The following is a 5,920-nucleotide window of genomic DNA, read 5'->3' as shown; positions in this document are numbered from 1 at the left end:
CCCCCCGGCGCCGAGCCTCGCGGGCTTAGCGGCGTGGCGTGGTCGACCGGATCAGGTCCGCGAGAACCATGACTGTGATCGGGTCGCATCGTGTGATCCACTGGATGAGTCGCGCGCCGCTGGGACCGGGCGGCGCCGCTGAGGCGATCGTGTGTACCGCTTCCTGGTGCGGTGTCCATCCGTCGACCGGTGCACTCTCCGGCGGTTGTGGTGTCCATGCCGCCGGCACGTAGACCCCGCGTGGCAGGAAGCGGAAGGTCAGGAGCACGTCCGGGCTGTCGGGAGCGACCGGGCGGTGATCCGTGTAAGCGGCTGAGGGGAGAGCGAGCGTCGCGGACAGGAGATCAAGGATGGTTGCTCCTCCGAGGAGAGCGACCGTGTAGCCGTCGTCGGACGGGGTCACGCGGACGAGGTCGTGAGCGGCGGGCTCGGGGGGGATAGTGGTCATGGTTCACCGCTTCCTGTGCATCCGTGGGGCAGCGGTGGCCGAAGGTCCGGAGAGGTGATGCCACACCGCTCCGGACCGCTATACGACACCGCTTGGGGTTGGCCAACCCCAAGCATACGGGCCTGGTTCGTCGTGGCACTAGGATTCGCCCATGAGCGGGGAACTGTGGACGACGGGCGACATCGCCCGGCGCCTTGGCGTCACCTCCGAGCGGGCGCGTCAGCTCACCCATCGACCGACCTTCCCCGCTCCTCGGCAGCAAGCGGCCCACATTCGTCTGTGGGATGCCGACGATGTGGAACAGTGGATCACTGCATTTCGGCCGGAGAACGCCGAGCCTCCGCGCGGAACCACCGGTGCCTGAACGGTCTTCGGGACATGAAAAGACCCCAGGTCGGAGGGCTGGCGTCATCCGACCTGGGGTCATGGGGACCGGCGGGCGGCATTCCCGAGCTACCGCCGGTCCGTCTGGGAGGGGAGGTCCCGACCCCCGGCAAAGGGGGGGTTTCGCTCGGGGGTGGGACCTCCCCAAGGTGACGGCATACCGTCACCGGCCAGGAATGGTGGTCAGGGCCGAATTTCAGCCCGAAGGTCATCCGAACTCCGGTAGATTACCCGCCGAAGCTCCCATATCTCTACGCTTTCCGCCGATCCGTTCCGGGCGACGATCTGCACATCATGGATCATACGGGTATAGCCATGCAGCGCGGAAAGGTCCGGCGCTCCGGTGCTGGCCGCGCCGGTAATGATCGGTCCGTTGATGTGCGGGAACGGATTTTCGTGGAACAGCCGGTTTGCGGCCGCAACTGCCGCGCCGGTGTGGTGAAGATTCGTTCCCCGAGGATACAGCGTGCACGTAGTGATCTCGGTATNCCGGACGACGGCCGCCGCAACCATTTCCAGGGAGGCGGAGTCCACATCGGCTATCCGTATCCGCTGAAATACCACGGGCGCCCCTTCATGTATCCCGGGCGAGTGGTAACACAGTACGACCCCGTCACGGTCGGGGGCCCACGGACCTACCGCCGGCAGTTCATCGGCAGACAGCCGCCGGTCCCACGGTGCGTAGAGTACCGGCGGGGGAACACGTCCGGCCGGACGGGCGCGGCGGCTCACGGGCAGCCTGCTGCCAGCCACGCCGTGTACCGGTCAGGGGACATGAACTCCCACACCGGCTGCACCTGATGCTCGCCACCCACACCGGTAAGCAGCACCGTCAGTGGAATCCCCCGCCAGCCATCCGCATACGGAGGGACCTCACAAGCAGAGGTCACCACAGGACCAGGAAGGATTGCGGTCCGCTCATGCTCCAATAACTGTCGACCCGCCAGAAAGGCAACGGCAGTGCTCCGGTTCCCTGCCACCCGCGGGCGAATCACCAAACTCTGCCGCGCCAACTCCGGCCGCACTGCGACCCGCCGGGCATGNAGGGTCGACCCGTCCACCGTTGGCAGGAACTCCAGGCATACCCGCACGCGATCGCCTTTGGCCTCGCCCGGACCCNAGATAATCAGCCCGTTGGAAGGCGGAAGGTCGAATTCTGGAAGATCGTCTTCGTTGAGCTGGATAATCAATCCCCTCATCCTCCCACCAGCCAGAACAGACCGAAAAGGATCACCGCCACCACCGCCAGCGGAAAAACACCACCGTGGGGAACATGAACGCCGCCAGAAGGCACGCCCCACCGACCACGAACAGCCTTTTCAGGACATACCAGCGGGACCGCCCCAGGTAGACACTGCGGCGCATTNCCTCCCCCTCTCGCGCGTCGACCGTCAGGCCGAACGATTGTGTTAGCTCATTAGGGTTAGATACCAAAGCAGGCCGGAGAGCGTAAATGCGTCTGTAATTTCACCCGCTTGGATGAGGGCTCGTATCTCCGCAGATGTGCACCAGCGGAGACAAACGGATTCGTCGGTATCGACAGGGCTACCGCGCTGGTCGGATTTCCGTGCCAGGAACAGATGAGAAACCTGATCGGTCAATCCGGGACTAGTGTTCATCGATAGCAAGTGTTGGAGATCTTGCGGCTCCCAGCCGGTTTCTTCGAGGGCTTCACGGCGAGCAGTTTCGGCCGGTNCTTCGCCTTTCTCGACTTTTCCTGCCGGGATCTCCCAACCGAAGCGGGAGACAATGAATCGGTACCGGAATAGCAAGAGAATATGCCCGTCGGTGTTGACCATGATGGTTCCGGCGCCCGAAGCAGGTACCCGAACGAGATGATGCGGGATCCGGGCGCCGGAAGGTGCTTCAACGTCCGCGAGATGTATGCTCACCCATGGGCTTGCGTAGATGACGTCTTCACGGTGTACGGTCCAACGATCGCTCATTCACCGGATGATAGCGGGGCCACCTCNCCGGGCATTGCAACGACTCGGTGAATTTCGCCGTCGAGCGCTTCGGTGCGCATGACGTCGGTAAGCTCAAATCCAGCTTGGGCGAGCAGGAGTCGATACTCCTCCTCGGACCGTTCCCGCCCGCCGGTCATTACCAGCAAGTTAAGGGCTGACATGACCGTCCGTCGACTCACCTCATCGTCATAAACTTCGGTCCGGATTTTGTCAAAGATGACAAGAGTTCCTTCGTCCNGAATGGCCTTGCGTACAGAGCGCAGGATCTTCAGCGCGTCATCGTCAGGGAAGTCGCATAGGACCATTTTGATCAGGTAGAGGTCGGCGTTCTCCGGAACGCTCTGACGAGCATCTCCCNAGATGAGTTTAAGTCTATCGGTGAGGATGCGTGGCGGGAGTGCTCGGGCGGCATCTGCCACGACGTGCGGAAGGTCCAGGATAGACCCTCTCAGCGAAGGATTCCGGTGCAGAATCTCCGCCATGAAGACCCCGAGTCCGCCGCCAATCTCAACCACCTGAGAATGGCGGGTGAAGTCGTAGGACCCAATGAGTTGATCGACCATGGAGTTGGTGAGAGCTGCCATTGCACCGTTGAACGGAGCCGCAGCACCGGGATGCTCCGCATAAAAATCGTGCAGTGCCACACCGTTCTGGGCCGAAAATACAGGACGCCCCGAACGTACGGTCTGTAGAAGTGAGCCCCAGGACTGGTAACGTTCCTTTCCCGTGGCAATCACGGTCGGGCGCAGGCTGTCGGGTCGGTCTTTTTCCAAGAGTCGCCCGACCTCGGTCGTAACGTAGAGATCTCCACTACGTTGCAAAACCCCGTAGCCGACCAATGCTCGGACCAGGAAGTGAAGGGCTTCATGATCGGCGCCCGTCGCTTTGGCGAGAGCGTCGATCGTCACNGGCTGGATTAGATGGTCGGCGAGATGTAAGCGCGCTGCAACGTAAAGAGCCTGCGTGATCTGGTAACCGACCAGTAGCTCACGCAGCAGACCAGCGGCGATGCGATGTCCATAGGGCGCACTGTGGGGGGTAGTCATTCTGGCTCCCGAGGGTCAGGGACCGATCAAGTCCAGGGACGAACCTGGGCACTCCTATCCTTTCTGCGCGGATTGCGCGTGNTGGGATGAGCGGACCACGCCCTTCTGTCTCGCTGCAATATCGCGATAGTCGCATTTACTCGCAGCTTCGCCTCTTTCTGTCTCTTCTTGGTCTCGTCTCGTGATATGATCATGGCAAGGAGAAAAACCGAGAAGAGTGGAGAAAGCCTGTCGATGTCAGAGGAAAGAAGCACGACACTTAAGACGCTGTTGNGTCAGCGCCATTGGCAGAATTACACTACTTTTTGCCGTGAATATGACAGGTCGGCAAAGGTCATCGATGGTAGCCTAGTCGGCACCTGGCCGAGTCGCNCACAATTTCACCGCTGGCTCTCTGGAACGCTCATCTCACTTCCGTACCCGCACCACTGTCGAGTTCTGGAGAAAATGTTTGAAGGCTGGACGGCCGAACATCTCTTCAAGACGTGGAGCGGGGAATTGCCAACCACTCCTCCATCGGAACCTTCAAAGGATCAAGTTTCGGCACTAAGCGGCCATTTTGGCATGGGTGGCGTAGTCGCAGTATTTTCAACTCGATCGGAGTTCTCAAGTGCGATTCCCGCGCACGAACTGTTCGATAACGCAGAAAAGATTCGGGCTGCCGGCCTTTCGCTTAACTTGGTCTGCCAGCAATATCCTACTCGCTCCCTTCGGCGCAAGATAGCCGATGGCGGACATGGGTGTTTCCTTTTTCTAGATCCTCGCGGCAGATATATCGGGGAGCGCGAGAAGGAGGAAGGCTTTCCGCTAGGCGACCTCGCCGCGTTGACTCGCATCAATATTGAGTTGCTTTTAAAGCTTAGAGATAATCTTGGAAGCAATTCCGGCAATCTCCGTATTGGCGTTTACGATGAACCGCTGCGGTACAACATTATAATTGTTGACGATAGTAAATGCGTTTTCCAGCCGTACCTACCGGAAACCCGAGGGGTTGAATCCCCGACTCTGGTCGCAATGCGTGAAGCGGAGGACGGGGCAATCTTCAAAACATTTGATGAAGTACTATCTTCCCTGGAAGAGCGGAGCTCGTTTCTGTGAACCAACTAGACACTCTTCTTGCCGTTGCGCACGAAGCTATAGATATCGCCGTCGAGACTATAATGAGCACTCCACCCGGCGAAGNTCNCGAGAAAGAGGAGCGCGATTTTGTTAGCGAAGTTGACCTAGCGGTTGAAAGAGAGGTCAGAAGGTTCCTTGAGCGGCGTACGCCGCATCTCGCCTTTTTGGGCGAAGAGGGCACTGGCGAGGTAGTTCTGAATAGTAAGAACACCTGGGCTCTTGATCCGCTAGATGGAACCTCTAACTTTCTTCATGGGATACCGCTATGCGGTGTTTCGCTGGGGCTTATCAGTGAGGGGCGGCCTATAGTGGGAGTGATCGCCCTGCCCTTCCTGAATGAAAGGTACTCCGCAGCGGAGGGGCACGGGTCTTTTGTGGGCACACGGAAAATCNCAGTAACCAGACCGGGCCGACTTTCTAATGCGATAGTCTCAATCGGAGACTATGCCGTGGGTAGTAAATCTGAAGAGAAGAATCGTGCCCGACTTGCGCTGTCACGATTTCTTGCACCGAAAGTGGAGCGGGTCCGCATGTTTGGATCGGCGGCCGTTGACCTGGCATGGCTGTCCGCCGGGCGAACGGATGCAAGTATCGCACTTGGAAATAAGCCGTGGGATATGGCGGCCGGAGTTGTGATAGCTAGAGAGGCTGGAGCGGCAGTTTTTGATCGAGACGGCTCCGACCACACGACGAATTCGCGCGTGACGGCTGCTAGCTCCAAGGAATTGGTAGGTCCAATTCTGGAAGTCCTCTCGGAAACGTATCGAGAGGCGGAATCATCTGCTACCTCATGAAACGTCCCACGCGCTGCCGAGAGCACCGATGGGCAACGACAGACCGTACCCCTGTGAGGGAAACCATGCCGGTGTGGATAGCCTCACGGGCGCCGAGGGCACCGCGCCTCACGGGCGCCGAGGGCACCGCGCCTCACGGGCGCCGAGGGCACCGCGCCTCAC

At 59.9% G+C, this 5,920-nt stretch carries 5 protein-coding genes and 6 pseudogenes; 5 read left to right on the top strand and 6 right to left on the bottom strand.

Annotated elements, in window-relative coordinates:
* Positions 1 to 599 precede the first annotated feature (599 nt).
* Positions 600 to 812 carry an AlpA family transcriptional regulator gene (locus FF86_RS32975; RefSeq protein ID WP_082122388.1) on the top strand — a complete coding sequence of 71 codons (213 nt, stop codon included), beginning with the start codon at positions 600 to 602 and terminating at the stop codon, positions 810 to 812.
* Positions 813 to 2,241: 1,429 nt separating this feature from the next.
* Here FF86_RS32975 and FF86_RS69605 read toward each other — a convergent pair.
* The 6 genes and pseudogenes from FF86_RS69605 to FF86_RS69580 form a co-directional block, all read right to left on the bottom strand.
* Positions 2,242 to 2,527 (bottom strand): annotated as a pseudogene (locus tag FF86_RS69605) (NUDIX hydrolase); the annotation flags it as partial.
* A 1-nt stretch (position 2,528) separates the two neighbouring features.
* A partial coding sequence (locus tag FF86_RS69600; protein WP_396230210.1) for an NUDIX hydrolase occupies positions 2,529 to 2,778 on the bottom strand: 250 nt, incomplete at its 3' end.
* A 27-nt stretch (positions 2,779 to 2,805) separates the two neighbouring features.
* A pseudogene (locus FF86_RS69595) lies at positions 2,806 to 3,036 on the bottom strand (methyltransferase); the annotation flags it as partial.
* A 1-nt stretch (position 3,037) separates the two neighbouring features.
* Positions 3,038 to 3,156, bottom strand: a pseudogene (locus FF86_RS69590) (methyltransferase); the annotation flags it as partial.
* Between the two features lies 1 nt (position 3,157).
* Positions 3,158 to 3,707: methyltransferase (locus tag FF86_RS69585; RefSeq protein ID WP_396230209.1), on the bottom strand; the 550-nt coding region annotated here is incomplete at its 3' end.
* 1 nt (position 3,708) lies between these two features.
* Positions 3,709 to 3,845: pseudogene (locus FF86_RS69580) on the bottom strand (hypothetical protein); the annotation flags it as partial.
* A 447-nt stretch (positions 3,846 to 4,292) separates the two neighbouring features.
* On the opposite strand from FF86_RS69580, the gene FF86_RS69575 reads away from it, so the two are divergent.
* The 4 genes and pseudogenes from FF86_RS69575 to FF86_RS69560 all read left to right on the top strand — a co-directional run.
* Positions 4,293 to 4,943, top strand: a complete 651-nt coding sequence (locus FF86_RS69575; RefSeq protein ID WP_396230211.1) for a DUF5919 domain-containing protein — start codon at positions 4,293 to 4,295, stop codon at positions 4,941 to 4,943.
* Positions 4,940 to 5,027 (top strand): annotated as a pseudogene (locus tag FF86_RS69570) (hypothetical protein); the annotation flags it as partial. The gene FF86_RS69575 and the pseudogene FF86_RS69570, both read left to right, overlap by 4 nt.
* A 4-nt stretch (positions 5,028 to 5,031) precedes the next feature.
* Positions 5,032 to 5,356: pseudogene (locus FF86_RS69565) on the top strand (inositol monophosphatase family protein); the annotation flags it as partial.
* Between the two features lies 1 nt (position 5,357).
* Positions 5,358 to 5,758, top strand: a 401-nt coding sequence (locus FF86_RS69560) for an inositol monophosphatase family protein (protein ID WP_396230208.1), incomplete at its 5' end; no start/stop codon positions are given.
* Positions 5,759 to 5,920: the final 162 nt, after the last annotated feature.

The organism is Frankia sp. CpI1-P (assembly GCF_001421075.1).
GTDB classification, from domain to species: domain Bacteria; phylum Actinomycetota; class Actinomycetes; order Frankiales; family Frankiaceae; genus Frankia; species Frankia torreyi.
This window is presented reverse-complemented; position numbering and strand designations above follow the sequence as displayed.

Bases quoted from the DNA above. Each gene is read 5' to 3' on its own strand.
- FF86_RS32975 (WP_082122388.1), top strand. From the start codon at position 600: ATGAGCGGGGAACTGTGGACGACGGGCGACATCGCCCGGCGCCTTGGC.
- FF86_RS69575 (WP_396230211.1), top strand. From the start codon at position 4,293: ATGTTTGAAGGCTGGACGGCCGAACATCTCTTCAAGACGTGGAGCGGG.